Raw genomic sequence first — 25,114 nt, forward strand, 5'->3', positions numbered from 1 at the left:
GCCATGGAAATTAGGGGTGAAATTTATGAAAAGGATTACGCAGATGCGACAACTTCTTTTGGCTTCAATTCTCACATTCGGAGGCGCCCTGTCCGCCATGGCTGACGACATCATCAAAGTGGAAACCAACAAATCCGTGGCCGAGGCGCTGGACGCGCTGGAAGCCGCCGTGGGTAATGCGGGCGCCACCGTGTTTGCCCGCGTGGATCACGCGGCGGGGGCGGAAAAGGTCGGAACGCCGATCCCGGCCAATCAGGTGCTGATTTTCGGCAACCCGGCTCTGGGCACTCCCGCCATGCAGATCGACCCGCGCGCGGGGCTGTTCTTGCCGCTGAAGGTGCAGGCCTACGAAGACGCAAACGGACAGGTCTGGCTGGCTTATGAAGATCCGAAAGAGACGATGGACGAGCTCGACGAAGTAGAGAAATCCCCCGTCATCGAAAAGATGCGCGGCGCTTTGGCGAAACTGACCGCCGCCGCTGCTCAATAACTCAGTTCAGGGCGCGAATGGCCTCTTTCAGGTCAATCGCGCCATCATATAGCGCGCGGCCAGAGATCGCGCCGTTCAACTCGACGCCACAATCGCGCAGGGCGATCAGGTCGTCCAGCGAGCTGACACCGCCCGAGGCAATCACCGGAATCGAAACCGCCTGCGCGAGCGCCGCCGTGGCTTCGATATTCGGACCCTGCATCGCACCGTCGCGGTTGATGTCTGTATAGATGATCGCTGCCACGCCAGCGTCCTCGAAACTGTGCGCCAGATCAGTTACTTGAACGTTGGTCTCTTCGGCCCAACCTTTGGTGGCAACCATGCCGTCGCGGGCGTCGATTCCGACGGCGACTTTGCCAGGAAAGGCTTTGGCAGCTTCGCGCACGAGATTAGGGTTTTCGACTGCAACGGTGCCCAGAATCACCCGCGCCAGACCTTTTTCGATCCAGGTCTCGATTGTGGCCATGTCCCGGATACCACCACCCAACTGAGCGGGCACGTCACAGGCTTTCAGAATTGCCTCAACGGGTGCCGCATTAACAGGCTCCCCGGCAAAAGCACCGTTCAGATCAACCAGATGCAGCCACTCGCAACCAGCCTCGACAAAGGCGCGGGCCTGCGCAGCAGGGTCTTCGTTAAAGACCGTCGCCTTATCCATTTCACCACGCAGCAGGCGCACGGCGTTGCCGTCTTTCAGATCGATGGCGGGGTAGAGGATCATGTCGGGCGGCCCTATATCACTGTTACACGCGCGAGATATCGCACAGGCAGGGCAGGGGCGCAACGCGACGCTAAGTCATTCTTGCCCGGTGCCGAACGGCAGGTCAGACTGACCGGAAAGACAGGGAGATAACCATGAAGACATATTCTCTTGCAGCGGTCTTCGCTGCGATGGCCACCACCGCCTTTGCTGCCGATCCGGTAGACGGGCTGTGGAAGACCGCTCCGGGTGACACGGGCGGCTATTTGCATGTGTCGATTTCGGAATGTGGCAGCGCCATCTGCGGCACTATCGACAGCGCATTTGATGCCCAAGGTAACCAACAGCTGGAGTACGAAAACCTTGGCAAGCAGATCATCTGGGACATGATCCCCGAGGGCAACGGCAGCTATGACGACGGCAAAATCTGGGCCCCGGATCGCGACAAAACCTATAGCTCGAAAATGACGCTGGACAGCCAGAACAAACTGACCGTTAAGGGATGTGCCGTTGGGGGTCTGGTCTGCCGGGGTCAGGTCTGGACACGGGTTCAGTAAATCTCAGGGCTTCCAGGTCAGGAAATTGCCGATCATCCGCAGGCCAACGTCTTGGCTTTTCTCAGGGTGAAACTGCATCCCAACCATAGTGTCGCGGCCAATCACGGCCGTGACCTCTTGCCCGTAGTCCACATAGGCCAGCCGTTGCGCCGGATCCATCACCCGGAAGTGGTAGGAGTGCACAAAATAGGCGTGATCGCCTGATTTTATCCCGTCAAAGACCGGATGGTCGCTTTCCAGAATCAGATCGTTCCAGCCCATATGTGGCACCTTGAGCGCGCTGTCCGAGGGCTCGATCTTCACAACATCACCTGCGACCCAGCCCAGACCGTCGGTCTCAGCATATTCATGGCCCTTGGTCGCCATCAGCTGCATTCCGACGCAGATGCCCAGAAACGGGCGGCCTTTCTGCTCGACGGCTTCTACCATAGCGTCATAGATGCCTTTGTGGCCGCGCAACTCGGCGGCGCATGCCGGGAAAGCGCCATCACCGGGCAGAACCAATCGATCAGCCCGCGCGACAACATCTGCATCCGATGTCACGACGACCTCGCCCGCATCCAGTTCGCGGGCCATCCGTTGAAACGCCTTCTCCGCCGAGTGCAGGTTACCGCTCTCGTAGTCAATGATGGCTGTCAGCATCTACAGCGCGCCCTTAGTCGAGGGAATCGCATCCGCCTTGCGTGGGTCGGTTTCGACCGCATCGCGCAAAGCACGGGCAACGGCCTTGAAGGCGGCCTCGGCAATGTGGTGGCTGTTGAAGCCATGCAACTGATCAATATGCAGGGTGATCCCGCCATGGGTGCTGAGCGCCTGAAAGAACTCGCGCACCAGCTCGGTGTCGAACGTGCCGATCTTTTGCGTCGGCAGGTCCACATTCCAGATCAGGAACGGGCGGCCCGACAGATCCAACGCACAGCGCACCTGTGCGTCATCCATGGGCAGATGGCATTCGCCATAGCGACGAATACCCTTCTTATCCCCTAGCGCCTGCGTCAGTGCCTGACCCAGCGCAATCCCGGTGTCTTCGACCGTGTGGTGGTCGTCGATGTGGTAATCACCCTTGGCACGGATCGTCATGTTGATCAGCGAATGCCGCGCCAATTGATCCAGCATGTGGTCAAAGAACCCGACGCCGGTCTGGTTGTCATACTGGCCGGTGCCGTCCAGATTGACCTCGACCGAAATCTCGGTTTCGGCGGTCTGACGGCTGATCTTAGCGCTGCGCATGGGCGAATTCCTTTTGCTACAGGCGCGCTTATAGACCCGGATGGGCGACCTATCCAGACCGCTTTAAGCCTTCGTCGCAAACTGTTGCAGGGGATTGCACCCGGACGCGGCCCGTGCCAGCCTGCGGGCAACACGAACCAACAAGGCCCGGCCCATGTCCACCTGCGTTTTCATTCAGATCCGTTGCAAACCCGGTACCACTTACAAAGTCGCCGAAGAGATCGCGCTGCGTGAAATCCATTCCGAACTTTATTCCACGAGCGGCGAATACGACCTGCTGCTGAAGCTCTACATCCCCGAAACCGAGGATGTGGGCCACTTCATCAACGAAAACCTGCTGGTGATTCCCAATATCGAACGCTCGCTGACCACGATGACGTTCAAGGCGTTCTAGCCCAGTTCAAACGTCGAGATGCCATATATCCGGTCAAGGTCGATGTCTGGCGCGTGACTGGAATACATGCGCCCCGTTTCAAAAACCTTGGTCAGCCCCAACTGTTGGGCCAATGCCATGGCTTGTGCGTTTGGATTAGGCTTGTCGATGAATACCTCGGCCTTTGCCTGATCGGCGGGGAGCGTCGTCAGAAGGGAAACCAAAAGCGCCTGCGCGATTTGTGGATTGTTGGCAAACAGAGGCCCGACCTTGTACCCGCTCAGGCAGCGCCGCAACGTTGCATAGCCTTTGATCCGCCCATTTTCCTCAAACACCCGCGAAACGTGGCTGGGTGCCTCCAACCAGCCGCGCAAGAACGTGTCGCGCGCGGCGGGGAACAGGCCTCGGTCATACGACTTTAGATCATCGGTTAGTGCGTTGATCGGACGAACCCGAGTGTCCTCCACGCGACCCAGGGCATCCAGGATGCCGCCGACGGTGCCCGCGAATCGATAATTGTCATACGCCAGTTCAAAGCCGAATTTCCGATAGTTGTCCTGCTGTTCGACCACACCATCCATGCCCATGTTACGATCCTGGCAATGTGCCTTGACCGCTTCGGCGACCTGCAATCCGTATCCCGAGCCGCGATACTCGGGTCGCACGATGTAGAAGCCTAGGAACGCGTAGGCATCATCGTAGTTCACGGCGGATGCGGACGCGATCATCTGGCCGTCCAGGAAACCGCCCTTGAATCCTTCGGGGTCCGAACTGCGAAAACAGACCGCGTCGTGCAGCCCGGGGTTCCAGCCTTCCTGTCCCGCCCAATCTACAGCGGTTTGAAGTTCGTCTGCTGTTAAGGCGCGAATGAAGTAATCGGGCATATCCGCATCTCCGTCGTAATTTCATGTGCAGCAAAGATGCCGCAGCAATCGCGAAAGAACCAGCATGTTCGGAGAGTTTGGTATCTGGAGCGGGCGAGGCGATTCGAACGCCCGACCCTAACCTTGGCAAGGTTATGCTCTACCCCTGAGCTACGCCCGCATCAGATACTTACATGGTCCGTAGACCTCTCAATGGAGCGGGCGAGGCGATTCGAACGCCCGACCCTAACCTTGGCAAGGTTATGCTCTACCCCTGAGCTACGCCCGCGCCGTTGAGTGAGGAGGGATGTATAAATTCCCACACGAGGCTGCAAGCGGAAAAACACAAAAAACAGCAAAAAATCTTTCGACGGAAATTCGGGGCTGCGGTGTTCAAGAGATATAGCAATGAACGAAATAAGGGATTGGGCAGAGGAAATGAAAGATATTGCAGACATTAAAATGGCGGCATTGGCGGCGCTGATTGTTCTTACCACCGTGATCTACAGTCAGAGCGATCAAACACTGGCAGAGGCGCAGCCTAGCCTCCCGCATGCTCCTTTGATCGAGACGCAGGTTTTGACGGGCTAAACGTTCTCATACAGCCAGAACAAGATTCGCCATGGCCGCCAGCAATATGGCCGTAAAGGTCAGACCCATTCCGATCTGGCGCAGGATGATGATCTGTGGGGTCTTGCCAAAACCATAAGCGTGCAGAAGCCTGCCCGCCAAAAGTAACATCCCCAGCAGGTTCACAAGCCAGTCGCCAGCATCTTGCAGTTCGACCATGGCGATAAGCAGCAAAGCAAAGGGAGCGTATTCGGCGCAGTTCGCATGCGTTCGCATTGCCTTGATCATGGCCTTGTCGCCATGATCCCCGACCGATATTTTGCCCGTCCGGCGTTGCCGAATGACATTCACGCTGAGTGCGACGTACAGAAATGCGATCAACGCGGCGTAGATCGGGGTGATGGTCAGCATGCGGCCTCCTGATGTTGAAAGGGCCGCCCGGTTCCCCGAACGGCCCTTATTAGCTTAGAAGGCTAAACCGGTTATTCCAGTTCGACCAGCAGATCCTTGGCGTCGATTTGACCTCCGGGCTGGACGTGAACGGCCTTGACCACAGCGTCGCGCTCGGCGTGGATACCTGTTTCCATCTTCATCGCTTCGATGGTCAGCAGCAGATCGCCTTCTTTGACTTCTTGACCTGTGACAGCGGCAACAGTTGCAACGACACCCGGCATTGGCGCGCCGATATGGTTGGGGTTACCAACTTCGGCCTTTGGCCGCTGAGCGGTTGATGCTTTCACCAAACGGTTCGGCACGCGGATCACGCGGGGCTGACCGTTGAGTTCGAAGAACACGCGAACCTCGCCATTCTCGTCCGTCTCGCCGATGGCCTGACAGCGAATCTCCAGCGTCTTGCCTGGGTCGATCTCGGCGGTGATCTCCTCGCCCGGCTCCATGCCGTAAAAGAAGGTACGCGTGGGGAGGGTACGGACCGGGCCATAGGTGCGGTGACGGCCCATATAGTCGAGGAACACCTTGGGATACATCAGATATCCGTTCAGGTCCTCGTCATCGATCTCTTTGCCCTCAAGCTGTTTGGACAAATCGGCGCGGGTGGCCTCGAGATCGACCGCTTCGACATGCTTGCCGGGGCGTTCGGTGTTGGGGGCCTCGTCCTTCAGGACCTTCTGGATGATGGTATCGGGGAACCCGCCCGGAGGCTGACCCAGATTGCCGCGCATCATGTCCACCACCGAGTCGGGGAAGGCGACATCAGTGTTCGGGTCTTCGACCTGCGCACGGGTCATGTTCTGGCTGACCATCATCAACGCCATATCACCGACCACCTTGGACGACGGCGTCACCTTGACGATATCGCCGAACATCTGGTTCACGTCCGCATACATCTGAGCAACCTCGTGCCAGCGTTCTTCCAGTCCAAGCGAACGCGCCTGTGCCTTGAGGTTGGTAAACTGACCACCAGGCATTTCGTGCAGATACACCTCGGAGGCCGGGGCCTGCAGGCTGGACTCGAAGGCCGCGTACTGGCCGCGCACTGCCTCGAAGTAATCGCTGATTTCACGGATGGCTTTGATGTCTAGTCCGGTGTCACGCTCGGTATGGCGCAACGCCTCGACCACGGTGCCGAGCGTTGCCTGAGAGGTGTTGCCGCTGAAACTGTCCATCGCGCAATCCACCGCGTCCACGCCGGCCTCGGAGGCGGCCAGAATGGTGGCGCTTGCAATGCCTGCGGTGTCGTGCGTGTGGAAATGGATCGGCAGCCCGACCTCTTCCTTCAGCGCCCGGATCAGGATCTTGGCGGAGGCCGGTTTCAGAAGCCCCGCCATATCCTTCAGACCCAGCACATGTGCGCCCGCGTCACGCAGTTCCTTGGCCATGCCGACATAGTATTTGAGGTCATACTTAGCGCGGTCCGGGTCCAGAATATCGCCGGTATAGCAAACGGTGCCTTCACAGATCTTGTTGTTCTCGATCACCGCATCCATGGCGACGCGCATGTTCTCGACCCAGTTCAGCGAATCGAACACGCGGAACACGTCGACACCCTTGGCCGCCTGACGCACAAACTCCTGCACCACGTTATCGGGATAGTTGGTATAGCCAACCCCGTTCGCCCCGCGCAGCAGCATCTGGGTCATCAGGTTTGGCATCGCCTCACGCAGATCACGCAGGCGCTGCCAAGGGCATTCCTGCAGGAAGCGATAGGCGACATCGAAGGTTGCACCGCCCCAGCATTCGACGCTGAATAGCTGCGGCAAGTTCGCAGCATAGCTAGGTGCTACTTTGATCATATCGATCGAGCGCATCCGGGTTGCCAGCAGCGACTGGTGCCCGTCGCGCATGGTGGTGTCGGTGATCAGCAGCTGACGCTGCGCCTTCATCCAGTCAGCCACCGCCTGCGGGCCTTTTTGCTCCAGCAGGTTGCGGGTGCCCATCTGCGGTTCGGCCTTGGGCGCGGGGGGCCTGGCCTCTTTCAGGTCGGGGCGCGGCATCGGGCGATCCTTAGTTTCGGGATGCCCGTTCACAGTGATGTCGGCGATATAGTTCAGAACCTTGGTGCCCCGGTCGCGGCGCTTCTTGAACTGGAACAGGTCCGGTGTCTCATCGATGAATTTCGTGGTGTATTCATTCGACAGGAAAGTCGGGTGCTTTAGCAGGTTTTCGACAAATGCGATGTTGGTGGAAACACCGCGCACACGGAATTCCCGCAGCGCACGGTCCATCCGCGCAATCGCCTTTTCTGGCGTTGGGGCCCAAGCGGTCACCTTGGTCAGCAGAGAGTCATAATACCGCGTGATCACCCCGCCTGCATAAGCGGTGCCGCCATCCAGGCGGATGCCCATGCCGGTGGCCGAGCGATAGGCGGTGATGCGGCCATAGTCGGGGATGAAGTTGTTTAGTGGGTCCTCGGTGGTCACGCGGGTCTGCAGCGCGTGGCCGTTCAGGCGAATGTCGGACTGCGTGGCCTTGCCGGTGGCCTCGGTCAGGGTCTTGCCCTCGGCGATCAGGATCTGAGCCTGCACGATGTCGATGCCGGTGACTTCCTCGGTGACGGTGTGTTCCACCTGCACGCGCGGGTTCACTTCGATGAAATAGAACTTGCCGGTGTTCATATCCATCAGGAACTCGACGGTGCCCGCGCATTCATAGTTCACATGGGCGCAGATACGGCGGCCCAGCTCGCAGATTTCGGCGCGCTGTTCTTCAGTCAGGTACGGGGCAGGCGCGCGTTCCACGACCTTCTGGTTGCGGCGCTGGACCGAACAATCGCGTTCATAGAGGTGGTAGATCTCACCGTGCTTATCGCCGAGAATCTGTACCTCAACATGGCGGGCACGGGTGATCATCTTTTCCAGATAGCCCTCACCGTTGCCAAAGGCGGCCTCGGCTTCGCGGCGGCCTTCCAGCACTTTCTCTTCCAGCTCATCCTCGGACAGGATCGGGCGCATCCCGCGTCCGCCACCGCCCCAAGACGCTTTCAGCATCAGCGGATAGCCGATCTCGGCTGCCTCGGCCTTGATGGCTGCCATGTCGTCACCCAACACCTCGGTCGCCGGGATAACCGGAACGTCGGCGGCAATCGCCACTTTCCGAGCGCTGGCCTTGTCGCCAAGCGCGCGCATGGTCTCGGCCTTGGGTCCGATGAAGGTGATACCGTTCTGAACGCAGGCATCCACGAAATCCGGGTTTTCGGACAGCAAACCGTAACCGGGGTGGATCGCATCTGCGCCGCTTTCTTTAGCCACCCGGATGATCTCGTCAATCGACAGATACGCTGCAACCGGTCCCAGATCTGCGCCAATGCGATAGGCCTCATCCGCCTTGAACCGGTGCAGGCCCAACTTGTCCTCCTCGGCGAAGACCGCGACGGTGCGCTTGCCCATCTCGTTGGCTGCCCGCATCACACGGATGGCAATCTCGCCGCGATTGGCAATCAGGATTTTCTTGAAGTCTGTCATTTCAGGTCCCGGTCTTAATGGCTGTGGCCTTGTGCATAGGCGGACAATACGGCCACGTACATATGTAGTTCTGGGTAGAACCGGCATGTTAACGCTCGCAAACGCCGCCCTTTTGCGCAAACTTATTGCACATGCTGCATTGCGGCATCAATCCCTCGTAGAAAAGAGCAGATTATGCCCGTTTCCCCGAATATCTTCGCTGCGCCCTTTGGAGGGATGATTCTATTTGATTTGAGCGAACAAGCCGTGAACAAACCCTTTCCCTCCGCGCCCATCCGGCGTAGTTTACCGGCATGAGCAGTTTTGACGAAATGGACGCCTTCGAAGGCGCATCGTTGTCGGCGCGGGCGATGCCTGCGACCTCGGCTGAGTACCTCAACGATCTCAACCCGGCGCAGCGCGAAGCGGTTGAGCGGCTGGATGGTCCGGTGCTGATGTTGGCTGGTGCGGGCACGGGCAAAACAAAAGCTCTGACCGCTCGGATCACCCATCTGCTCAGGACACATAGGGTGCGTGAGAATGAGATTCTGGCGGTGACCTTCACCAATAAGGCCGCGCGAGAGATGAAAGAGCGGGTAGGGCGGATGCTGGGCCGACCCGCTGAGGGGATGCCGTGGCTTGGCACCTTCCACGCAATTTGCGTCAAGCTGCTGCGTCGCCATGCGGAACTGGTCGATCTGAAATCGAACTTCACAATTTTGGACACTGACGATCAGAAACGGCTGCTGAAACAGCTTACTCAAGCCGCCAACATTGACGACAAGCGCTGGCCCGCTCGGATGCTGGCCGGGATCATCGATGACTGGAAAAACCGAGCGCTGACGCCCGACAAGGTGCCTGCTGCGGATGCGGGGGCCTATAATCACAAGGGCATCGAGCTTTATGCCCAATACCAGACCCGCCTACGCGAGCTGAATGCGGTGGATTTCGGCGACCTGTTGCTGCACATGGTCACGATTTTCCAAACCCACCCGGATGTGCTGGAACAATATCAACGCTGGTTCCGCTACATCCTTGTGGACGAGTATCAGGATACCAACGTCGCTCAGTATCTCTGGCTGCGCCTGCTGGCCGGGGGGCACAAGAACATCTGCTGCGTTGGTGATGATGACCAGTCGATCTATGGCTGGCGCGGGGCCGAGGTGGGCAACATTCTGCGGTTCGAAAAGGACTTCCCTGGCGCCTTCGTGGTCCGGCTGGAACAGAACTACCGCTCGACCCCGCATATTCTGGCCGCTGCGTCCAACGTCATTCGTGGCAATGAAAGCCGCTTGGGCAAAGAGCTTTGGACCTACCGCGAAGAGGGTGAAAAGGTCCGTCTGATCGGCCATTGGGATGGCGAGGAAGAAGCGCGTTGGATCGGGGAAGAGATCGACGCTATGCAAGGTGGCACGCGCGGTGTGCGGCCGATGAACCTTGATGAGATGGCAATCCTCGTGCGCGCCTCGCACCAGATGCGGGCGTTTGAGGATCGGTTTTTGACCATCGGTCTGCCTTACAAGGTGATCGGCGGCCCGCGATTCTACGAGCGGATGGAGATTCGCGATGCCATGGCCTATTTCCGGCTGGTGGTCAGCCCCGAGGATGATCTGGCGTTCGAGCGGATCGTAAACACGCCCAAACGCGGCCTCGGCGACAAAGCGCAGCAGACGATTCAGGTTGTGGCGCGCGAGAATGGCATGTCTTTGGTCGAAGGCGCGCGGATCGCGGTCGATAACAGCCTGATCAAGGGCAAGGGTGGCAAGGCGCTGCGCGAACTGATCGACGGGTTGGCGCGGTGGAATGCAATGACGCGTGGGCCTCGGATCGAGGTGGACGATGATACGGTGATTGATGACGGTGTTTCACCGATCCGATACGGCGCGCCCGAGCATACGCATATCGAGCTGGCGCAGATCGTCTTGGACGAATCCGGCTATACCGCGCATTGGCAGAACGAAAAGACGCCCGAGGCGCCGGGGCGGCTGGAAAACCTAAAAGAACTGGTCAATCAGCTGGACAATTTCGAAAACCTGCAAGGGTTTCTGGAGCATGTCAGTCTGGTGATGGATAACGAGCAGGACAGCGACGGGGCCAAAGTCTCGATCATGACGCTGCACGCGGCCAAGGGGCTGGAGTTTCCCGCGGTTTTCCTTCCGGGGTGGGAGGATGGATTGTTCCCCTCTCAGCGTTCGATGGACGAATCCGGTCTCAAAGGCCTCGAAGAAGAACGAAGGCTGGCCTATGTCGGTATTACCCGTGCAGAAGAAGTCTGTACGATTTCCTTTGCAGCCAACCGACGGGTGTTCGGACAATGGCAGAATTCGATGCCGTCCCGGTTCATTGATGAGTTGCCCGAAGATCATGTGGAAGTGCTGACACCTCCGGGGCTCTATGGGGGTGGTCAGCAGGCAGCCGGGATCGAAACCCGCGCAGCCGAGGCGAATGTCTATAACTCTCCGGGCTGGAAGCGGATGCAGGCGCGGCAGGGGCAATATGGCATGTCTCAGCCAAAAGAAAGCCGGAATACTGTGATTGATGCGACAGCCGTGGCCAGCTTTACGCTGGGCGAGCGAGTGTTTCACCAGAAATTCGGCTATGGCGCAGTGATCGGCATCGAAGGCGATAAAGTCGAGGTCGATTTCGACAAGGCAGGGGTCAAGAAAGTGGTCTCGCGCTTTCTGACCAACAAGGATGACGTGCCGTTCTGACGCTCACAACCCTTCGACCAGCACAAGATTCGCCGTCGCCGTTTTTTGCCTGATCTTGGCTAATTCGACATAGTCCGGATCGTCCTTCCACGCGTTTGCGGCAGCCATATCCGGAAACTCCATCAGGACGATACCATCTTCTTCCCAACTGCCTTCGATCACTTCAACGGGTTTTGAGGATACGGTCAGAAGCCTTCCGCCATGCCGGTCAAAGATCGGCATGAATCCTTCGAGGTATTTCTGGTACCCATCCGGGTCATGAATGGAAATCTGGGCGATGAAATAAGCGGTCATGGGAGACTCCTGACAAAGCGTTCACGACCCCAGCCTACATCTTGTGCGCAAAAAAACGAAAAACGGCGGTTCCCAGGGAGGAGGAGGGGAACCGCCGTTCTTTTCTACATCAGGGCAGGGAGGAGGAAGCCCCGATGTATCCGAACCCGGGTTTGATCCCGGTATGAGGAAGACGCGGCGACGTCAGGGAGGAGGAAGACGTCGCCGCGCGCTTTCAACATCGAGGCAGGGAGGAGGAGAGCCCCGATGTATCAGGTTCCGGCGGTCAGGGCCGGTATTAGGTGCGGCAACGTCAGGGAGGAGGAGAGACGCTGCCGCTGAAATACAGGTCCGAAAGGGAGGAAGACGGACCTGATCTCGGTGTTCTTGTTGCGCTTACCGCGCGATCTGCTCTTCGGTGGCCTGTTGGGCCAGCCGGCGGATCATCGAGCGGTGCAAGCCAAGATCAGCCAATTCCCGATCTGACAGTCCCGACAATTCGTTGACTGTCTGACGGTACAGGCGATAACGAGCAACCCGGGTTTTTACGGTCTCAACCAGCGTTGAGATTCCATATGCCGGTGTGCCTTTCAGGGCTGTTTGTGTGCTTGCGACTGCCATCTTCATGATCCGTTCATTCTTACTGTTGCCGGTATCGTCCGGCGTTTGCTTGAGACTGAAGATAGGCAAATGCTGCGATTGCACAATAGTTCGCGTCGTCAATGCTGCTATGCAGCAAATGCATGGATTGGCAGGATAATCCGGTACGCCCCAATAATTGTCTTTAAAATACTGGTTTTCACGTGTGGTTGACGTTTCGTGTGTCCAGACCTGTGATGGTGACCGCTTATCTATTGAGCGGAATTGGTGTTTGTTTGGGCATGTTGTGTCAACTCAAGAGGGGCAAATCTTCTCACCGCAGGTCCGGCGCCTGGGGTGAAGGTGCTATGGGAAAGCATGGGTCACCTATGGGAATGGCCTGTAAGGGGACCGTGATTCGTCCTCTTCGGCTGCCAAGAATGGGTATCTGCGCCAAATGATCCATAATTCTGAAAATTATTGGGAATTCATGGGAGGAATAATTTAGGCGTCAATTCTTACATATTTAGTGTCAGTAAGCACCTGGGGCACAATTTGTGGCGTATTTGATCCAAGTATCGATTGCATTAGTCTTGATCTGAAGTCTGCATCAGGCCTCTCTATGCAAATTTCCTATTGATTTCCATGAATTCCCATGGCATCCCTTATGTACCCGATGAGGGCGAGGACAGTTGAGGGGCGCCAAACGACCCCGAACCAAAAATACAAAAACAGGTTTCATACAGGCATCTCGCTTTCATCACTTAACAGATCCGGCGCGCGGGCGAGCAGACATCCCCCCAGGTGGCGCGCGCAGCTGGACATCCCGCAAAGCGGGTCAATGCGGCGGGTTGATCAGTGGCAGCAGATCAACCCGCCGTTTTACTTCCGGGGGAACGTGAATTTTGAGGTGGGGCGCAAGCGAAAGGGACAGTCGTCTTGGCGCGCAGGTTTAGAGGCGAAAGCCAGCATAAGGTGGATACGAAGGGCAGGGTCTCGATCCCGGCCTCGTTTCGTCGTGTGCTTGAGGCCTCGGACCCCAGCTGGCAACCCGGTGACAATCCTGAACTCGTGATTGTCTATGGCGACCACCGCCGCAAATACCTTGAATGTTACACCATGGAAGCGATCGACGAGGTGGATGCCAAGATCGATGCGCTGCCACGTGGCTCGATGCAGCGTCGGATGCTTCAGCGGATGTTCCACGGTCAGTCCTTCCCGACCAATGTGGACGAAACGGGTCGTTTGGTGCTGCCCGCAAAGCTGCGCAACAAGATCGACCTTGAGAACGAGGCGTTCTTTATCGCTGCCGGTGATACCTTCCAGATCTGGAAGCCCGAGACATACGAGGCCGAAGAACTGGCCACCACCGAGGAATGGCTGGACGATCTGCCAGATGACTTCGATCCGATGCAGTATCTCGATGGCATCGGGGATGGGTGACGGCATGGCCGGCGCTCAGACCTCATCGGACAAACCTCATATCCCCGTACTGCTGCGCCCGTTGCTGGCCGCTGTGGCGCCGGTATCCGGTGCCTGGCTGGACGGCACATTCGGCGCAGGCGGCTATACTCGTGCGTTGCTGGAGGCCGGGGCCGAGAAAGTCATTAGCGTCGATCGCGACCCACTGGCATTTGAAATGGCCGCTAACTGGGCTGGGGAATACGGTGATCGGTTGGTGATGCAGCAGGGCGTGTTCTCTCGTATGGATGAATATGCACAGGATTTGGACGGCGTGGTGCTGGATCTTGGTGTCTCATCCATGCAGTTGGATCGGGCTGAACGCGGTTTTTCCTTCATGAAAGATGGCCCGCTCGACATGCGGATGAGCCAGGACGGTGAAAGCGCAGCTGATCTGGTGAATACGGCAACCGAGACGCAATTGGCCGACATCCTGTTCCATTTCGGTGAGGAACGCGCCAGTCGTCGTATAGCAAAGGCCATCGTCAAGGCGCGGGCCGAAGAACCGATCACAACAACTCTGCGGCTGGTCGAGATTATCGAATCCTGCCTGCCGCGCCCCAAACCGGGCCAATCGCACCCGGCGACGCGCAGCTTTCAGGGGCTACGGATCGCGGTGAACGCAGAATACCAAGAACTGTTTCAGGGGCTTATGGCCGCCGAGCGCGCTTTGAAGCCGGGGGGGCAACTGGCCGTTGTGACTTTCCATTCCATAGAAGACCGGATGGTGAAGCGGTTCTTCCAATCGCGCGCGGGCAAAACCGGACGCGCCAACCGTTATGCGCCTGAGATGGAGCAGGAGAAGCCGCAATTCACACTCAAGACCCGCAAGGCCGTTGGGCCGGATGAGCAGGAACTTGAAGAAAACCCACGTGCACGCTCTGCAAAATTGCGTGTCGCGAAAAGAACGGATGCCCCGGCAGGGAAAATTGAGGCCCGGGCCATCGGCATGCCGCAATTGGGGGGAAGGGCAAGATGAAGAGTATTCTGTATGTGTTGACTGCACTGTCCGTGTTCGGGTTGGCGCTTTGGGCTTATCAAGAGAACTACCGCACGCAGCAGGTGCTGAAGGAAACGCAGTCGCTGCAAGGCCAGATCGGTATGGCGCAGGCGCGACTCGCCGTGCTGAATGCCGAATGGGCCTATCTAAACCGGCCTGATCGTTTGCGTGAGCTGGCGGACTTGAATTTCGAACGTCTCAGCTTGCTGCCTCTGCGGGCTGAGCAGTTTGGTCGCGCCGATCAGATTTCCTATGGCGAGGACCCGGATCTGCCCATCGTCGACCCGCTTGAAATACAGGACGTCACTGACATTCAGGCACTGATCGAGGTGCAGGTTCCATGACCCGTACACCACTTCGCCCTCTGGCCCGTATCCTCGACGCCCGTGCAAAGGGTGAAAACCCCAGGGCGATTGAACGAGAGAACATCCGCAAACGCCACGAAGACATGAAAGACCGCGCCCGGGCACGCGCCGAGGGCCGCCTGTTGGTGTTGGGTCTTTTCTTCTTTTGCGCCTTTTCGGTCGTAGGCTTTCGTATGGGCGTTCTGGCGACATCCGAGGCGCAAGAACCATTGGCAAGTGCGCCGGGGGCCTCCATCGCCATGCAACGCGCCAATATCGTGGATCGCGAAGGCCGTATTCTGGCGACCAATCTGGACACCTATTCTGTCTATGCGCAGCCACCGCTGATGATTGACCCGATCGCCGCAGCCGAGCAACTGGTCGCTATTTTCCCTGATCTGGAAAAAGAGCGTTTGGTCAAAGACTTCACCGGTAAGCGAAAATTCCTGTGGATCAAGAAGCGCATCTCGCCCGAGCAGAAGCAGGCGGTGCATGACATCGGAGATCCCGGCATCCTGTTCGGCCCGCGCGAAATGCGGCTATATCCCAATGGCAGACTCGCGGCGCATATTCTGGGCGGCTCGGGCTTTGGCCGCGAAGGTGTCAGCGCAGCTGAGGTGATCGGCGTAGCTGGCGTCGAAAAACAGTTCGACGGCTATCTGCGCGACCCGGCCAACGGCAACAAGCCGCTGCAACTGTCGCTGGATCTGACCGTTCAAGCGGCGGTAGAACAGGTGCTATATGGCGGCATGAAGATCATGAACGCCAAAGGAGCCTCGGCGGTTCTGATGAACGCCCATACGGGCGAGGTCGTCTCGGCCGCGTCGTTGCCGTCTTTTGACCCCAATGACCGTCCGCGCCCGCCGACCTCGGGCTTCGATCCCTCGGACAGCCCGCTGTTCAATCGCTACGTACAGGGTGTCTATGAGCTGGGTTCGGTGTTCAAAATCTTCACCGCCGCGCAGGCGGTGCAGCTAGGTCTGGTGAAATCCAACACCATCATTGACACTTCCGGCCCAATGAAAATCGGGCGCTTCCCGATTGGCGAGTTTAACGGCAAGAATTATGGTGAGATCAGTGTCTCGGATGTAATCAAGTACAGCTCGAACCGAGGCACCGGGCGGCTGGCCTTGCAAATCGGGGCCGACCGGCAACAGGATTTTCTGAACGCGCTAGGCATGTTCGACCCAACCCCATTCGAGATTGTCGAGGCCAAGGGCGGGCAACCGCTCAAGCCCAAGAAATGGGGTGAGTTGAGCACCGTGACGATTTCTTATGGCCACGGCCTTTCGACCAGCCCCATGCATCTGGCCGCTGGTTACGCAGCGATTGCCAATGGCGGGTACTATGTCAGCCCCACGATCTTGCGCCGCAATGGCCCGCAATACGGTCCTCGCGTGATGTCCGAAAACACCGCCAAGCAGGCGCAAAATATGCTACGCAAAGTGGTCACGGATGGCACCGCCAGCTTTGGTGATGTCAAAGGGTACGACGTGGCGGGAAAAACCGGTACTGCCGATAAACCCAAGCCGCGTGGCGGGTACTATGAGGACAAGGTGATTGCCACCTTCGCCACCATCTTCCCGGCTTATGATCCGAAATATGTGCTAATCGTCACGCTGGATGAACCGTCCATCGTGGCCTATGGCGAAAAGCGCCGCACGGCGGGTTGGACTGCCGTTCCCGTTGCTGCCGAACTGATTGGACGGGTGGCGCCGCTATTGGGTCTCAGACCCCGGCTTGAGCCTGAGGCGCGCGCTGCTATAACGCTGACCTCAAATTAGGCTGTCCAGCGAAAGGTGGGTCATGGGCAATCGGTCAAAGAAACTCAGCGAACTGGCCCTGACCGCACGGGGAGGGGCCAATCCCGAAATCACCGGTCTGGCTGTTGACAGCCGCGAGGTCAAAGACGGTTTCCTCTTTGCAGCCCTTCCCGGCACCCGAGTCCATGGTGGAGACTTCATCCAATACGCCTTGCGCATGGGGGCCGCCGCGATCCTGACGGACGCGAAAGGGGCCGAGATCGCCACCGACGAACTGGCCGCATCCGATGCTGCGCTGATCGTCACGGAAGACCCCCGTCAGGCACTGGCAGGGGCCGCCGCCCTTTGGTTTGGCGCGCAACCGCAGACTATCGTGGCGGTCACCGGCACCAATGGAAAAACCTCGGTCGCCAGTTTCGTCCGCCAGATCTGGACCGAGCTTGGACTTGCCGCCGTCAACCTGGGCACCACTGGGGTCGAGGGCGCATGGACTGCGCCGCTGGCCCATACAACACCCGAGCCGGTCACTCTGCACCGCTGTCTCGCCGAAGCTGCCGAAAATGGCGTGACCCATGCGGCGATGGAGGCCTCCTCGCACGGGCTTGAACAGCGTCGCTTGGACGGGGTGCATCTGACCGCTGCCGGGTTCTCGAATTTCACGCAGGATCATCTGGACTATCACGACACGTTCGAAGCTTATTTCGCAGCCAAGGCGGGTCTGTTTGATCGTGTGCTGCCCGAAGACGGGGTCGCTGTGGTCAACCTTAGCGATCCCAAGGGTGCCGAGATGCGCAAGATCGCCGAGGCACGCGGCCAGAATATCATCACCGTAGGCCCTGAGGGTTCTGATCTTTGTCTTCTGAATCAACGCTTTGACGCGACCGGGCAGGATTTGCGCTTTTCATGGAAAGGCAAGGCCTATCAAACCCGCCTGAATCTGATCGGCGGCTTTCAGGCCGAGAACGTTTTGCTGGCTTGCGGATTGGTCATCGCGGCGGGCGAGGACCCCGACCGCGTGTTCGAAACCTTGCCGCACCTGATCACCGTGCGCGGACGGATGCAGCTGGCTGCCACCCGCGACAACGGCGCGGCGGTGTTTGTCGATTACGCGCATACGCCGGATGCCGTGGCCACTGCACTGAAGGCGATGCGCCCGCATGTCATGGGACGTCTGATCGCCATTGTTGGTGCAGGTGGTGACCGAGACGCCACTAAACGCCCATTGATGGGGCGGGCCGCTGCTGAAAACGCCGATGTGGTCTTTGTTACCGATGACAACCCGCGCAGCGAAGACCCGGCCACCATCCGCGGTGCTGTCATGTTGGGCGCACCCGAAGCCACGGAAGTCGGCGACCGGGCCGAGGCCATCCTGCGCGGCATCGACGCGCTGCAACCGGGCGACGCTCTGCTGATTGCGGGCAAGGGACACGAAACCGGCCAGATCGTCGGAGATCAGGTCCTGCCCTTTGACGATGTGGAACAGGCCAGTATCAGCGTTGCCGCGCTGGACGGGAGGGTCGCATGACGCTCTGGACCGCAGCCGAGGCCGCAGAGGCCACCAACGGGCGCGCCACCACCGATTGGCAGGTGAACGGCGTCTCCATCGACACGCGCACCCTGCAGCCGGGTGACCTGTTCGTTGCGTTGAAGGCTGCTCGCGACGGCCATGATTTCGTCGCCCAAGCGCTTGAAAAAGGCGCAGGCGCAGCGCTTGTGTCGCATATTCCCGAAGGCGTGCCCGAAGATGCACCGCTGTTGATCGTCGACGATGTGCAGACGGGTCTAGAGGCGTTGGGGCAGGCGGCTCGCGCCCGGACAGGTGCGCGCGTGGTGGGGGTGACTGGCAGCGTGGGTAAAACCTCGACCAAGGAAATGCTGGCCAGCATTCTGGAGACGCAAGGCAAAACTCATGCCAGCGTCGCCAGCTACAATAACCATTGGGGCGTGCCTTTGACGCTGGCGCGAATGCCGCGCGACACCGAGTTCGCGGTGATCGAGATCGGCATGAATCATCCGGGCGAAATCGCTCCGCTGGCGCGTCAGGCGCAACCGCATGTGGGGCTGGTGACCACAGTAGCCGCCGTCCACCTCGAAGCCTTCGACTCGGTTGCGGGTATTGCTTTTGAAAAGGCTGCGATCTTCGACGGGCTGGCCGAGGGCGGCACCGCTATCGTCAACGCCGATATCGAACACGCGGGCATCTTGCGCGACTGCGCCGCTGCGCATGGTGCAAGGATCGTCGAATTTGGCCACAAGGCGCGGGACTATGCGCTGACCAACGTGCTCCAAGGCCCTGACTCGGTGCGGGGACACGGTATTGTCGGCGGCGCAGACATCACATTCGATGTCCAATCCGCGGGAACTCACTTTGCTATGAATGCGCTGGGCGCTCTGGCGGCCTGTGTCGCGCTGGGGGTCGATCTGGATCAGGCGATTGCCGGTCTGCGCGGCTGGTCTCCGGTCAAAGGGCGCGGTGTGCGCGAGGTGATCGCGCTGCCAGATGGCGGGCAGATTGAACTGCTCGATGACAGCTACAACGCCAATCCAACCTCGATGGAGGCCGCTCTCGACGTGCTGTCTGCGTCGGCGGGCAAACGCAAGATCGCGTTTCTGGGCGACATGAAAGAGCTTGGTGCGCAAGAGCAGGCGATGCACGCCGCCATGGCCGAGGTGCCTGCGATGGCGCATGTCGATCAGGTTCATTGCATCGGCCCGTTGATGCAAGCGCTGCATCAGGCTCTGCCCGAGGGCAAGCGCGGGTTGTGGACGGAAACCAGCGATGAGATGGCCGCCCATCTGCCGGAATTGATCCGTAGCGGCGATGTAGTGATGGCCAAGGGCTCTCTCAGCATGGCTCTGGCGCAGATCGTTGACGATCTGCGGCAAATGGGGCATGGCAGCGCGCCAGAGAGCCGCCGTATTGTGAGAAAGGTTTTGTAATGCTCTATTGGTTAACCGCCCTGTCGGACGGAGGGGATTTCTGGAACCTCTTCCGCTATATCACCTTCCGGGCAGGGGGCGCCTTTCTGACTGCGCTGATCTTTGGGTTTTTGTTCGGAAAACCCTTGATCAACGTATTGCGCAAACGGCAAGGCAAAGGTCAACCGATCCGCGATGACAGCCCCGAAGCGCATCTGTCCAAGGCTGGAACCCCTACCATGGGCGGGCTGCTGATCGTGGGTGCGCTGGTCACCTCGACCCTGATCTGGGCGCGCTGGGACAATCCATATGTCTGGATGGTACTGTTCGTGACGCTGGCCTATGCGGCCATCGGCTTTGCGGACGATTATGCCAAGGTCTCAAAGCAGAACACCAAGGGCGTTTCCGGTAAAATGCGATTGGCGCTGGGGATCATCATCGCCGTGCTGGCGTCACTCTGGGCGACGCTGCACCATCCCAGCGATTTGCAAAACCAACTGGCTCTGCCGGTGTTCAAGGATACGCTGATCAATCTTGGCCTTTTCTATATCCCCTTTGCGGTGATCGTCATTGTGGGTGCGGCCAACGCGGTGAACCTGACAGATGGTCTGGACGGGCTGGCGATCATGCCCGCGATGATCGCGGCCTCGACCCTTGGTGTGATTGCCTATGCGGTTGGGCGGGTCGACTTCACCGAGTATCTTGATGTTCACTATGTGCCTGGCACCGGTGAAATCTTCATCTTCACTTCAGCGCTGTTTGGTGCGGGGCTGGGATTCTTGTGGTACAACGCCCCTCCGGCGGCGGTTTTCATGGGTGATACCGGATCACTGGCTCTGGGTGGTGCGCTGGGCGCGATTGCCGTGGCTACCAAACACGAGTTGGTATTGGCAGTCGTGGGCGGGCTGTTCGTGGTTGAAGCTTTAAGTGTGATCATCCAGGTTCTATATTTCAAACGGACCGGAAAGCGCGTGTTCCTGATGGCGCCGATCCATCACCATTATGAGAAAAAGGGCTGGGCTGAACCCACCATCGTGATCCGGTTCTGGATCATTTCACTGATCTTAGCGATGATCGGGCTGGCGACGCTGAAAGTCAGATGAGCCCGCGTTGCATCGTGCTTTCTGGATGCTCCGGTGGTGGCAAATCAACACTGCTGGAGGAGATGGCCCGACGCGGATATTCAACAGTTTCCGAGCCGGGTCGTCGTGTCATTGCCGAGGAAAGACAAGGTGGTGGTCGCGCTCTGCCTTGGGTCAACTCCGAGGTATTCTGCCGCAGGATCATTGAACTTGCGATATCTGACTTCAGCAATGCCAAAGATGATCTTGTGCTATTTGATCGTTCGGCATTGGACGCGCTGATTTGGTTTGATCGAACCGGTACTCCGTTGGAGACCAAAGTGCGTGAACAGATACTGCACTTGGGCTACGACCCATGCGTGTTTCTCTTTCCTCCTTGGCCTGAGATATTCGAACAGAATGATGACCGGCGGCACAACTTGGCCGCAGCTATTGCGGAATACGATGCATTGTGCGACCGGTTACCAGACTATGGGTTCGTAATAGAAAACGTTCCAAAAGGGCCAGTCGCTTGGCGGGCGGACTGGCTGGAAGAACGGCTCGGATAGAAGGTGTATGGCAATGATCCCGGTCAAAGGGTTTTCAGGGCAGAAAGTAGCGGTTCTGGGGTTAGGTCGGTCGGGTCTGACCACCGCACGAGCGCTGCGCGCTGGCAGGGCTGAGCCGATCTGCTGGGATGACAACCCCGCCGCGCGTGAAGCGGCAGAGGTCGAGGGATTCTCGTGTGTCGATCTGCGCCGCCACGGGGCGTTTGACGATATTGCCGCACTAATTGTCTCGCCCGGCATCCCTCATCTCTACCCCGCGCCGAACCCGGTTGTGGCCGCTGCGTTGGAAGCCGGAGTTCCGGTCGACAATGACATAGGTCTGTTCTTTCGCTCTTTCGCAGGCCCTGAATGGAACAACTACGACATCCCACCGCGCGTCATCGCGGTGACGGGATCGAATGGCAAATCAACCACCGCTGCGTTGATCCAACATATCCTGACCGAGGCCGGGCGCGACTCACAACTGGCGGGTAACATTGGGCGCGGCGTGCTGGACATCGACCCAGGTGGCGATGGATCGGTCGTGGTACTGGAGCTATCGAGCTACCAGACCGAACTGGCCCGCGCACTGACGCCGGATGTGGCGGTTTTCACCAATCTTTCACCTGATCACTTGGATCGACATGGTGGAATGGGTGGTTACTTTGCCGCCAAACGTCGCCTGTTCGCCGAAGGAGGCCCAGACCGCGCCGTGATCGGGATAGATGAGGCCGAGGGCGCGTTTCTGGCCGGGCAACTGGCCGAGGGGCCGTCGGATGACCGGGTGATCCGCGTCTCGGTGGCGCGCAAGCTGACCGGGTCGGGTTGGCAGGTCTTTGCCCGCAAGGGTTTCCTGTCGGAATACCGCAAGGGCCGACAGGCCGGATCGATCGACCTGCGTGAGATCAAGGGCCTGCCCGGTGCGCATAATCACCAGAACGCCTGCGCCGCCTATGCCGCCTGCCGTTCGCTGGGCCTTGCTCCGCGCGTGATCGAAGACGCGCTGCACAGCTTCCCGGGTCTGCCGCACCGCAGTCAGATCATCGCCGAGGCGGACGGCGTGACCTATGTGAATGACTCGAAAGCCACCAACGTAGATAGCGCCCTCAAAGCCTTGAGCGCGTTCAAGAAGATACGTTGGATCTGTGGCGGGCTTGAGAAAGAAGGCGGGCTTGAGGCGCTGAACGGGGCAGGGGACCACGTAATCAAGGCCTACGTCATCGGGCGTGAGGCGGCGAGCTTTGCAATGCAGTTGCAGGCCGATGCGCAAGTCTGCACCACTATGGAAGCGGCGGTTATGCAGGCCATGGCCGATGCGCAGCCCGGTGAAACCGTTCTATTGGCACCTGCTGCGGCCAGTTTCGACCAGTATGACAACTTCGAACAACGTGGCGATGACTTCGTGGTTCAGGTTAAAAAACGCCTCTGAAAGCAATGCGTTTGCAATAGATCGCCGGTTCGGCGAAGCTGTGGGCCTATCTGCTTGACGCACTGCCTGCATTGGTTTTTGCCTTCAGGAAATTCAACACGAGGTCATGAATATGCCAAACCGTAAACTTCTTCTGGTCGTTCCAGCGCTGCTGGCTGCTGCGGCTTGCACCAATACCGGGGCCAACTATCAGCCCGTGATCGATGGCCCAGTAGGCCCGAACTACAACTCGGACCTGTATCAGTGCCAGCAACTTGCAGCCTCGCAGGCCAGCGTTGACGGATCGACCGCAGGTAATGCCGCAATCGGCGCCGCAGGTGCTGCAGCCGTCACCGGCATCGTTCAGGACAGCAGCGACAACCTGGGTCGCGCCGCCGTTGCCGGTGCGTTGGTTGGTGCAGGTGCTGACGTGATCAACAAGAACCAGAACAAGGAAGTCATCGTGCGCAACTGTATGCGCGGACGGGGTTACAACGTCGTAGGCTAACGGCTTGCGATGGCACTTCCGGCGGCGTGGCCCGAGGACCACGCCCATTGGAAGTTGTAACCGCCAAGCCAGCCGGTGACATCCACCGCTTCACCAATGACATAGAGGCCGGGGACATCCCTGGCCTCCATCGTTTTGGACGACAGCCCGTCAGTGTCGATCCCGCCCAGAGTGACCTCGGCGGTGCGATAGCCCTCGGTGCCCGACGGCGCAAGCCGCCAGTTGGACAATGCGGCGATCAGTTCCGACAGCGCCGTGTCGGACTGATCCGCAAGATTGCCCTTCATCGGGATATGGTGTGCGAGGTATTCCACCAGACGCGTGGGCAGGTGGTGTGCCAATTCGGTGGTCAGCGCCTTGCGCCCAACAGCCTGCCGCTGATCGCGAAGCAGATCGTATAAAGGCAAATCGGGGATCAGGTTGACCCATATTGCCTCACCCTCGCGCCAGTACGAAGACAATTGCAGCACCGAAGGACCGCTCAACCCGCGATGGGTGAACAACAAAGCCTCGTCGAAACTGGTGCGCTCGTTTGATAGTCGAGCGGGCAGGGAGACGCCGGACAAATCCTTGAACCGACCGTCCGAGAAGGTGAACGGCACCAGCGCCGCTCGTGTCTCGGTTATCTGCAGCCCGAATTGCTGCGCGATGTCATAGGCCAACCCCGTCGCGCCCATTTTGGGGATCGATTTGCCACCCGTGGCCAGAACCAGATTGCGACAGGTCAGAGGGATGTGCTTGCCATCGCGTTCGACATCCAAAGCGAAACCGCTTTCGGTTTTGCGCAAGTTGCGCAGCGACGTCTGCACCCAGAGCTCGGCCTCGGCCTTGACCATTTCATTCAGCAGCATCTGGACGATCTGTTTCGAAGACCCGTCGCAGAACAATTGCCCAAGCGTTTTTTCATGCCATGCAATGCCATGGCGATCGACCAGTTCGATGAAGTCCCACTGTGTATATCGCGCCAGCGCTGATTTGCTGAAATGCGGATTCTGAGACAGGAAATTGCCCGGTCCCGCATACATATTGGTGAAATTGCATCGTCCACCACCCGAGATGCGGATCTTTTCTCCGGGAGCTTTTGCATGGTCGATCACCAGCGCCTGGCCACCGCAATGGGCTGCGCACATCATGCCAGCCGCGCCAGCACCGAGGATGATCGTCTCGAAATCCATATGCTGCGCATGGCGTGGATTGTGAGCGATGGCAAGAGCGCAGACCAAAAACGGTGTGGGTTTGGCCCACAGAATTTCTCAGCGGCACTTGGGTTTGTGCCATATGGTATGTGGATTTTTAGTCGTAGTACATCCTGACATGCTAGGCTCTGTGCTAATGCTTGCCGGTAGATCCATTTAAAGGGATAAAAATATGCGCTTTCCAAACTTCATTACAGACTTTCCAAGACTAGACGTGCCATTTCCCGAAGACGTCGTGCAGACGGCAGTCATTCGATCTGATGCTGGTTTGGTCGCCTTTTTTACTTTTCTTAAAGAAATGGAACTCCCACTACATTCACATGGTGCCCAATGGGGTACGGTGGTGGAAGGAGAAATTGAACTCACCATTGGCGGAGAGACGAAAGTTTATCTGCCCGGCGACAGCTATTCTATCCCAGCCGGAGTGGAGCATGGCGGGCGCATCAAGGCGGGTTCCCGAGTGATCGATGTGTTTGAAGAGCCTGACAGATACCCCATCAAAGACTGACGATTTACTTTTTGAACAATGACGTTGGGCGCGGTTGATATTTGGATGAACTCAAACCGAGCCTCAACGGGCCGTCGATCAGAACAGGCAGCATGCGCTGCTTGAATGCATGCGCGTTTGTCAACGGCGGCTCATCGTTCCGGAATTCCAGTT

At 58.5% G+C, this 25,114-nt stretch carries 25 protein-coding genes and 2 tRNA genes; 16 read left to right on the top strand and 11 right to left on the bottom strand.

The window, feature by feature from the left end; all coding sequences use genetic code 11:
* Nucleotides 1–43 precede the first annotated feature (43 nt).
* Nucleotides 44–490 carry a DUF302 domain-containing protein gene (locus ACR0DE_RS07560; RefSeq protein WP_480439179.1) on the top strand — a complete coding sequence of 149 codons (447 nt, stop codon included), beginning with the start codon at nt 44–46 and terminating at the stop codon, nt 488–490.
* A gap of 1 nt (nt 491) precedes the next feature.
* Here ACR0DE_RS07560 and hisA read toward each other — a convergent pair whose 3' ends face one another.
* Nucleotides 492–1,211, bottom strand: a complete 720-nt coding sequence (gene hisA, locus ACR0DE_RS07565) for a 1-(5-phosphoribosyl)-5-[(5-phosphoribosylamino)methylideneamino]imidazole-4-carboxamide isomerase (RefSeq protein WP_480752434.1) — start codon at nt 1,209–1,211, stop codon at nt 492–494.
* Nucleotides 1,212–1,345: 134 nt separating this feature from the next.
* Between hisA and ACR0DE_RS07570 the strand changes: the two genes are divergently transcribed.
* Nucleotides 1,346–1,747: a DUF2147 domain-containing protein gene (locus ACR0DE_RS07570; protein ID WP_170563813.1), complete on the top strand. Its 402-nt coding sequence runs from the start codon at nt 1,346–1,348 to the stop codon at nt 1,745–1,747.
* A gap of 3 nt (nt 1,748–1,750) precedes the next feature.
* On the opposite strand, the gene hisH is transcribed toward ACR0DE_RS07570, so the two are convergent.
* Nucleotides 1,751–2,389, bottom strand: coding sequence for an imidazole glycerol phosphate synthase subunit HisH (gene hisH, locus ACR0DE_RS07575; RefSeq protein ID WP_170401427.1), 639 nt, complete (start codon nt 2,387–2,389; stop codon nt 1,751–1,753).
* A complete protein-coding gene (gene hisB / locus ACR0DE_RS07580) occupies nt 2,390–2,977 on the bottom strand; it encodes an imidazoleglycerol-phosphate dehydratase HisB (RefSeq protein ID WP_480537012.1) in 588 nt (195 codons plus the stop codon).
* Between the two features lie 154 nt (nt 2,978–3,131).
* Between hisB and ACR0DE_RS07585 the strand changes: the two genes are divergently transcribed.
* Nucleotides 3,132–3,371: an Lrp/AsnC family transcriptional regulator gene (locus ACR0DE_RS07585; protein ID WP_170325761.1), complete on the top strand. Its 240-nt coding sequence runs from the start codon at nt 3,132–3,134 to the stop codon at nt 3,369–3,371.
* Here the strand turns inward: ACR0DE_RS07585 and ACR0DE_RS07590 are convergent.
* From ACR0DE_RS07590 to ACR0DE_RS07600, 3 genes are all read right to left on the bottom strand, one after another.
* Nucleotides 3,368–4,234, bottom strand: coding sequence for a GNAT family N-acetyltransferase (locus ACR0DE_RS07590; RefSeq protein WP_480752435.1), 867 nt, complete (start codon nt 4,232–4,234; stop codon nt 3,368–3,370). The genes ACR0DE_RS07585 and ACR0DE_RS07590 overlap by 4 nt on opposite strands.
* 85 nt (nt 4,235–4,319) lie before the next feature.
* Nucleotides 4,320–4,394, bottom strand: a tRNA-Gly gene (locus ACR0DE_RS07595).
* A gap of 33 nt (nt 4,395–4,427) precedes the next feature.
* Nucleotides 4,428–4,502, bottom strand: a tRNA-Gly gene (locus ACR0DE_RS07600).
* A gap of 119 nt (nt 4,503–4,621) precedes the next feature.
* Between ACR0DE_RS07600 and ACR0DE_RS07605 the strand changes: the two genes are divergently transcribed.
* Nucleotides 4,622–4,804, top strand: a complete 183-nt coding sequence (locus ACR0DE_RS07605; protein ID WP_480752436.1) for a hypothetical protein — start codon at nt 4,622–4,624, stop codon at nt 4,802–4,804.
* Nucleotides 4,805–4,810: 6 nt separating this feature from the next.
* Here ACR0DE_RS07605 and ACR0DE_RS07610 read toward each other — a convergent pair whose 3' ends face one another.
* Together ACR0DE_RS07610 and ACR0DE_RS07615 are read right to left on the bottom strand one after the other, a co-directional pair.
* Nucleotides 4,811–5,194 carry an MAPEG family protein gene (locus ACR0DE_RS07610; RefSeq protein ID WP_480752437.1) on the bottom strand — a complete coding sequence of 128 codons (384 nt, stop codon included), beginning with the start codon at nt 5,192–5,194 and terminating at the stop codon, nt 4,811–4,813.
* Nucleotides 5,195–5,265: 71 nt separating this feature from the next.
* On the bottom strand, nt 5,266–8,703 hold the full coding sequence (locus ACR0DE_RS07615; protein ID WP_170420808.1) for a pyruvate carboxylase: 3,438 nt from the start codon (nt 8,701–8,703) through the stop codon (nt 5,266–5,268).
* A 293-nt stretch (nt 8,704–8,996) separates the two neighbouring features.
* On the opposite strand from ACR0DE_RS07615, the gene ACR0DE_RS07620 reads away from it, so the two are divergent.
* A complete protein-coding gene (locus ACR0DE_RS07620; RefSeq protein ID WP_480752438.1) occupies nt 8,997–11,393 on the top strand; it encodes an ATP-dependent helicase in 2,397 nt (798 codons plus the stop codon).
* A gap of 3 nt (nt 11,394–11,396) precedes the next feature.
* Here ACR0DE_RS07620 and ACR0DE_RS07625 read toward each other — a convergent pair whose 3' ends face one another.
* Nucleotides 11,397–11,687, bottom strand: coding sequence for a DUF1330 domain-containing protein (locus ACR0DE_RS07625; RefSeq protein WP_480752439.1), 291 nt, complete (start codon nt 11,685–11,687; stop codon nt 11,397–11,399).
* 375 nt (nt 11,688–12,062) lie between these two features.
* Nucleotides 12,063–12,287, bottom strand: coding sequence for a DUF1127 domain-containing protein (locus ACR0DE_RS07630; RefSeq protein ID WP_480752440.1), 225 nt, complete (start codon nt 12,285–12,287; stop codon nt 12,063–12,065).
* Nucleotides 12,288–13,184: 897 nt separating this feature from the next.
* On the opposite strand from ACR0DE_RS07630, the gene mraZ reads away from it, so the two are divergent.
* From mraZ to ACR0DE_RS07680, 10 genes are all read left to right on the top strand, one after another.
* Nucleotides 13,185–13,688, top strand: coding sequence for a division/cell wall cluster transcriptional repressor MraZ (gene mraZ, locus ACR0DE_RS07635; RefSeq protein ID WP_170401403.1), 504 nt, complete (start codon nt 13,185–13,187; stop codon nt 13,686–13,688).
* 4 nt (nt 13,689–13,692) lie between these two features.
* Complete coding sequence (rsmH, locus tag ACR0DE_RS07640) at nt 13,693–14,685, top strand: 16S rRNA (cytosine(1402)-N(4))-methyltransferase RsmH (protein ID WP_480752579.1); 993 nt, start codon at nt 13,693–13,695, stop codon at nt 14,683–14,685.
* The gene (gene ftsL, locus ACR0DE_RS07645) at nt 14,682–15,050 is read left to right on the top strand and encodes a cell division protein FtsL (RefSeq protein WP_170392057.1); all 369 of its coding nucleotides are present in this window, start codon (nt 14,682–14,684) and stop codon (nt 15,048–15,050) included. Before rsmH ends, ftsL begins: the two co-directional genes overlap by 4 nt.
* Complete coding sequence (locus ACR0DE_RS07650; RefSeq protein ID WP_480752441.1) at nt 15,047–16,834, top strand: peptidoglycan D,D-transpeptidase FtsI family protein; 1,788 nt, start codon at nt 15,047–15,049, stop codon at nt 16,832–16,834. The genes ftsL and ACR0DE_RS07650 overlap by 4 nt, the downstream gene beginning before the upstream one ends.
* 22 nt (nt 16,835–16,856) lie before the next feature.
* The gene (locus ACR0DE_RS07655) at nt 16,857–18,338 is read left to right on the top strand and encodes a UDP-N-acetylmuramoyl-L-alanyl-D-glutamate--2,6-diaminopimelate ligase (protein WP_170420816.1); all 1,482 of its coding nucleotides are present in this window, start codon (nt 16,857–16,859) and stop codon (nt 18,336–18,338) included.
* Complete coding sequence (locus ACR0DE_RS07660) at nt 18,335–19,753, top strand: UDP-N-acetylmuramoyl-tripeptide--D-alanyl-D-alanine ligase (RefSeq protein WP_480752442.1); 1,419 nt, start codon at nt 18,335–18,337, stop codon at nt 19,751–19,753. Before ACR0DE_RS07655 ends, ACR0DE_RS07660 begins: the two co-directional genes overlap by 4 nt.
* Nucleotides 19,753–20,835, top strand: a complete 1,083-nt coding sequence (gene mraY / locus ACR0DE_RS07665) for a phospho-N-acetylmuramoyl-pentapeptide-transferase (protein ID WP_480752443.1) — start codon at nt 19,753–19,755, stop codon at nt 20,833–20,835. The genes ACR0DE_RS07660 and mraY overlap by 1 nt, the downstream gene beginning before the upstream one ends.
* Nucleotides 20,832–21,362 (top strand): AAA family ATPase, encoded by a 531-nt coding sequence (locus tag ACR0DE_RS07670; protein WP_480752444.1) that lies wholly within the window; start codon nt 20,832–20,834, stop codon nt 21,360–21,362. Before mraY ends, ACR0DE_RS07670 begins: the two co-directional genes overlap by 4 nt.
* A gap of 13 nt (nt 21,363–21,375) precedes the next feature.
* Nucleotides 21,376–22,770, top strand: coding sequence for a UDP-N-acetylmuramoyl-L-alanine--D-glutamate ligase (gene murD / locus ACR0DE_RS07675; protein ID WP_170564422.1), 1,395 nt, complete (start codon nt 21,376–21,378; stop codon nt 22,768–22,770).
* A 112-nt stretch (nt 22,771–22,882) separates the two neighbouring features.
* Entirely contained in the window at nt 22,883–23,257 is a 375-nt protein-coding gene (locus ACR0DE_RS07680; protein WP_255611713.1) for a glycine zipper family protein, read from the top strand.
* On the opposite strand, the gene ACR0DE_RS07685 is transcribed toward ACR0DE_RS07680, so the two are convergent.
* Entirely contained in the window at nt 23,254–24,432 is a 1,179-nt protein-coding gene (locus ACR0DE_RS07685; protein WP_480752445.1) for a BaiN/RdsA family NAD(P)/FAD-dependent oxidoreductase, read from the bottom strand. The genes ACR0DE_RS07680 and ACR0DE_RS07685 overlap by 4 nt on opposite strands.
* 193 nt (nt 24,433–24,625) lie before the next feature.
* On the opposite strand from ACR0DE_RS07685, the gene ACR0DE_RS07690 reads away from it, so the two are divergent.
* Nucleotides 24,626–24,961 carry a cupin domain-containing protein gene (locus ACR0DE_RS07690; RefSeq protein WP_170392042.1) on the top strand — a complete coding sequence of 112 codons (336 nt, stop codon included), beginning with the start codon at nt 24,626–24,628 and terminating at the stop codon, nt 24,959–24,961.
* Nucleotides 24,962–25,114 lie beyond the last annotated feature (153 nt).

The organism is Ruegeria sp. C10 (genome assembly GCF_056537805.1).

Bases quoted from the DNA above. Each gene is read 5' to 3' on its own strand.
- ACR0DE_RS07560 (WP_480439179.1), top strand. From the start codon at position 44: ATGCGACAACTTCTTTTGGCTTCAATTCTCACATTCGGAGGCGCCCTG.
- hisA (WP_480752434.1), bottom strand. From the start codon at position 1,211: ATGATCCTCTACCCCGCCATCGATCTGAAAGACGGCAACGCCGTGCGC.
- ACR0DE_RS07570 (WP_170563813.1), top strand. From the start codon at position 1,346: ATGAAGACATATTCTCTTGCAGCGGTCTTCGCTGCGATGGCCACCACC.
- hisH (WP_170401427.1), bottom strand. From the start codon at position 2,389: ATGCTGACAGCCATCATTGACTACGAGAGCGGTAACCTGCACTCGGCG.
- hisB (WP_480537012.1), bottom strand. From the start codon at position 2,977: ATGCGCAGCGCTAAGATCAGCCGTCAGACCGCCGAAACCGAGATTTCG.
- ACR0DE_RS07585 (WP_170325761.1), top strand. From the start codon at position 3,132: ATGTCCACCTGCGTTTTCATTCAGATCCGTTGCAAACCCGGTACCACT.
- ACR0DE_RS07590 (WP_480752435.1), bottom strand. From the start codon at position 4,234: ATGCCCGATTACTTCATTCGCGCCTTAACAGCAGACGAACTTCAAACC.
- ACR0DE_RS07605 (WP_480752436.1), top strand. From the start codon at position 4,622: ATGAACGAAATAAGGGATTGGGCAGAGGAAATGAAAGATATTGCAGAC.
- ACR0DE_RS07610 (WP_480752437.1), bottom strand. From the start codon at position 5,194: ATGCTGACCATCACCCCGATCTACGCCGCGTTGATCGCATTTCTGTAC.
- ACR0DE_RS07615 (WP_170420808.1), bottom strand. From the start codon at position 8,703: ATGACAGACTTCAAGAAAATCCTGATTGCCAATCGCGGCGAGATTGCC.
- ACR0DE_RS07620 (WP_480752438.1), top strand. From the start codon at position 8,997: ATGAGCAGTTTTGACGAAATGGACGCCTTCGAAGGCGCATCGTTGTCG.
- ACR0DE_RS07625 (WP_480752439.1), bottom strand. From the start codon at position 11,687: ATGACCGCTTATTTCATCGCCCAGATTTCCATTCATGACCCGGATGGG.
- ACR0DE_RS07630 (WP_480752440.1), bottom strand. From the start codon at position 12,287: ATGGCAGTCGCAAGCACACAAACAGCCCTGAAAGGCACACCGGCATAT.
- rsmH (WP_480752579.1), top strand. From the start codon at position 13,693: ATGGCCGGCGCTCAGACCTCATCGGACAAACCTCATATCCCCGTACTG.
- ftsL (WP_170392057.1), top strand. From the start codon at position 14,682: ATGAAGAGTATTCTGTATGTGTTGACTGCACTGTCCGTGTTCGGGTTG.
- ACR0DE_RS07650 (WP_480752441.1), top strand. From the start codon at position 15,047: ATGACCCGTACACCACTTCGCCCTCTGGCCCGTATCCTCGACGCCCGT.
- ACR0DE_RS07655 (WP_170420816.1), top strand. From the start codon at position 16,857: ATGGGCAATCGGTCAAAGAAACTCAGCGAACTGGCCCTGACCGCACGG.
- ACR0DE_RS07660 (WP_480752442.1), top strand. From the start codon at position 18,335: ATGACGCTCTGGACCGCAGCCGAGGCCGCAGAGGCCACCAACGGGCGC.
- mraY (WP_480752443.1), top strand. From the start codon at position 19,753: ATGCTCTATTGGTTAACCGCCCTGTCGGACGGAGGGGATTTCTGGAAC.
- ACR0DE_RS07670 (WP_480752444.1), top strand. From the start codon at position 20,832: ATGAGCCCGCGTTGCATCGTGCTTTCTGGATGCTCCGGTGGTGGCAAA.
- murD (WP_170564422.1), top strand. From the start codon at position 21,376: ATGATCCCGGTCAAAGGGTTTTCAGGGCAGAAAGTAGCGGTTCTGGGG.
- ACR0DE_RS07680 (WP_255611713.1), top strand. From the start codon at position 22,883: ATGCCAAACCGTAAACTTCTTCTGGTCGTTCCAGCGCTGCTGGCTGCT.
- ACR0DE_RS07685 (WP_480752445.1), bottom strand. From the start codon at position 24,432: ATGGATTTCGAGACGATCATCCTCGGTGCTGGCGCGGCTGGCATGATG.
- ACR0DE_RS07690 (WP_170392042.1), top strand. From the start codon at position 24,626: ATGCGCTTTCCAAACTTCATTACAGACTTTCCAAGACTAGACGTGCCA.